The organism is Lachnoanaerobaculum sp. (assembly GCF_057250505.1).
Genome location: NZ_DBHIEQ010000033.1, coordinates 15,259 through 18,392 on the forward strand (window position 1 = coordinate 15,259; position 3,134 = coordinate 18,392).

Genomic DNA, 3,134 nt, shown 5'->3' on the forward strand with positions numbered 1-3,134 from the left:
CCAGATGACAATGCAGGTCAAGCTTCGGCAACTTTAAAATTTCTTCTTTATTCATAAATTAACCCATATCATAAAAGGCTGATTCCACTATCTCAATGGTTGCGCTTGTTCCAAGCCTGTTGGCACCTGCATCCACCAATTCCTTGGCAAACTCCTTATCATGTATTCCGCCGCTGGCTTTTACACCCATATCAGGGCCTACAGTCTCTCTCATAAGTCTGACATCCTCAACCTTTGCACCTGCACTGCTAAAACCTGTAGAAGTCTTTACAAAATCGGCTCCGGCTTCCTTTGCAAGTTCACATGCCTTTACCTTCTCATCGTCGGTAAGCAGACAGGTCTCTATAATAACTTTTAAAATCTTTTCTCCACAAGCTTCTTTTACAGCCTTAATATCTTCCAAAACAACAGAATAATCTCTGTCCTTGAGTGCGCCCACATTTATTACCATATCTATCTCATCGGCACCGTCCATCACGGCAATCTTCGCCTCAAGCGCCTTGGCTCTTGTAGACATTGCTCCCAAAGGAAATCCTACCACACTGCAAATCTTTACATCACTTCCGTGCAAAAGATTTGCAACATAAGGTACATAGTATGAGTTCACACATACCGAACAAAAACTGTATGCCATAGCCTCATCGCATACTCTTTTTACATCTTTTCTTGTGGCGTCCGCCTTCAATATTGTATGATCAAATAATTTTGTTGATAACATTTTACCCCCTATCTTGCCTTTAAGAAAGGCTTACCGTTTGCCGCCGGCACTCTTGTACTTCCTACTACAAATACCAGCGCAAGTATTGTAACTACATAAGGAATCATCGACACAAGGTTCGGTGATACCGCATTACCCGCTCCAAGCAAAGCCTTTATACCGTTACAAAGTCCAAAGAGCAGACAAGCCTTGAATGCTCCCTGCGGCTTAAACTTTCCGAAAATAACCGCCGCAATGGCAATGAATCCCTGTCCGACTATTACCGCCGGTCTGAACTGACTTACTGTAGCCAGTGTGACAAAAGCTCCTCCAAGTCCTGCAAGGAAGCCTGAAAGTATTACACAGATATATCTTGTACGATATACATTAACTCCCAAAGTGGCACAAGCCTGCGGATGCTCTCCTACAGCTCTAAGATGCATTCCGAACTTTGTCTTATAAAATACAAACCACACTACGGCAACCAAAATAAAACTAAGATAAGCTACAATATATGTTGAAAAAACATTGTATCCGAAAGATCCTGAAGGGAACATTCCGTCAAATAGCTTAGGCAACTTTGAAGCCGTATCAAGTGCAGGTGAATCCGACGAGTTGTCAAATATTGCCTTACAAAGGAATACCGCAAGTCCCGGACCTATAAAGTTTATTGCGGTACCTGATATAGTCTGGTCCGCTCCGAACTGTATACAGGCAACCGCATGAATAACACCAAGTATTGCACCGCTAAGTCCTCCTGCAAAAAATCCGAGCCAACCGTTACCGCTAAAATACGCTACACAGGCTCCTATAAAAGCGCCTATTGTCATCATACCTTCAATACCGATATTTATAACACCGCTTCTCTCCGAAAAACATGATCCCAGAGCCGCCAAAAGAAGCGGAGGAGTTGCTATCAATATAGCATTTATCAAAAGCCCTAAATCCTTTATTAAAACTTCCATTATACCGCTCCCCTCTTTCCGTGACTTAAGAAAATACTTCTGAACAAACTTGATATTGCAATAAACAATATGATTACACCCATTATAATATCCACAACCTCTGAAGGTGCATTTACAAGTGAAAGCTTACTTCCGCCATACTTCATAGCTCCGTAGAAAATACCTGCAAATATACATGCCATAGGATTTGAAGAAGCTATAAGGGCTACGGTAATTCCCTGGAAACCATATCCTTCCTGACCTGAAAACTGTGATATTCTTCCGCTCATACCCATCAACTGTATCGCACCTCCGATACCTGCCAAAGCTCCTGAAAACGCCATTGCGGTAAGGAATGATTTTCCCGTATCTATACCTGCATACTGTGCGGCTGTGTTACTGAAACCTACCGCACGAAGCTTAAATCCGAGTGTAGTCTTATTTATCACAAACCAAACAATTATCGCAAATATAACCGCTATTATAAATCCCCAGTTTGCAGCGGATGCACCGGTTGCCTCTATTATAGACTTAGGCGCCAAAATTCTTGCAGTATCTGCAATATCCTTTGTAGCCTCACCGCCGCTTTCTTTATGTATTACAGTCAAATTCACTATAAAATTTGACAGGTAGAATGCAATCCAGTTAAACATAATATATGACAAGACTTCATTCACACCTTTTTTTATCTTCAAAAGCCCTACTATCGCTCCCCAGATACCTCCTGCAAGTGCGGCACCTATAAAACAAAGCGGTATATGTATAATTGCAGGTGCTTTTATAAGAATACCTATTACACAGGCGGTAAGAGAACCTACTACAAACTGTCCCTCGGCACCTATATTAAATACGCCCGTCTTAAATGAAAAAGCCACACTAAGACCTGTAAATATAAGCGGAGCGGCATATATAAGACACCAAATCATAAACTTAGGCTTACCGAAGATACCTTTTAAAAGCTGTCTGTACGCCTCAAGAGGATTTATCTTTGCCACCGAAAGCAGAATTGCACCTACTATAAACCCCAATATTATTGATAAAAGAGTATAAAAAGCATTGCTTGAAAGTATACCGTTTTTCTTACTCATCTTTTTTTCCTCCTGCCATCAAAAGTCCAAGTTCCTTCTCATCGGCATCCTCACCCATAACTTCACCTGTAATCTGACCTCCGAATATAACCTCAATCCTGTCTGAAAGGTTCATAATCTCGTCAAGCTCAAATGATACCAATAAAACAGCCTTATTCTTATTCCTTTGTTCTACCAGATATCTGTGCACAAACTCAATAGCACCTACATCCAGACCTCTTGTAGGATTGACCGCAATCAAAAGGTCCGAATCGTTGGTCACCTCTCTGGCTATAATTACCTTTTGCTGGTTTCCTCCCGATAAAGTCTTTGCGGCCTTTTTGGCACTGTCTTTCGGTCTGATATCGAACTTTTCTATCAGCTTGTTTGCATGTGATTCTATATTTTTTTCATTGAGTATACCGT

The 3,134-nt window shown here is 41.4% G+C and carries 4 protein-coding genes; all 4 read right to left on the minus strand.

From position 1 onward, the window contains the following. Positions 1-58 precede the first annotated feature (58 nt). Positions 59-718 carry a deoxyribose-phosphate aldolase gene (gene deoC, locus ACO6FI_RS11605; protein ID WP_485457467.1) on the minus strand — a complete coding sequence of 220 codons (660 nt, stop codon included), beginning with the start codon at positions 716-718 and terminating at the stop codon, positions 59-61. Positions 719-726: 8 nt separating this feature from the next. Beyond that, positions 727-1,662: an ABC transporter permease gene (locus ACO6FI_RS11610; RefSeq protein ID WP_124951618.1), complete on the minus strand. Its 936-nt coding sequence runs from the start codon at positions 1,660-1,662 to the stop codon at positions 727-729. Beyond that, on the minus strand, positions 1,662-2,729 hold the full coding sequence (locus tag ACO6FI_RS11615) for an ABC transporter permease (protein WP_485457468.1): 1,068 nt from the start codon (positions 2,727-2,729) through the stop codon (positions 1,662-1,664). Before ACO6FI_RS11615 ends, ACO6FI_RS11610 begins: the two co-directional genes overlap by 1 nt. Further along, on the minus strand, positions 2,722-3,134 hold a 413-nt coding region (locus ACO6FI_RS11620; RefSeq protein WP_485457469.1), incomplete at its 5' end, for an ATP-binding cassette domain-containing protein. The genes ACO6FI_RS11620 and ACO6FI_RS11615, both read right to left, overlap by 8 nt.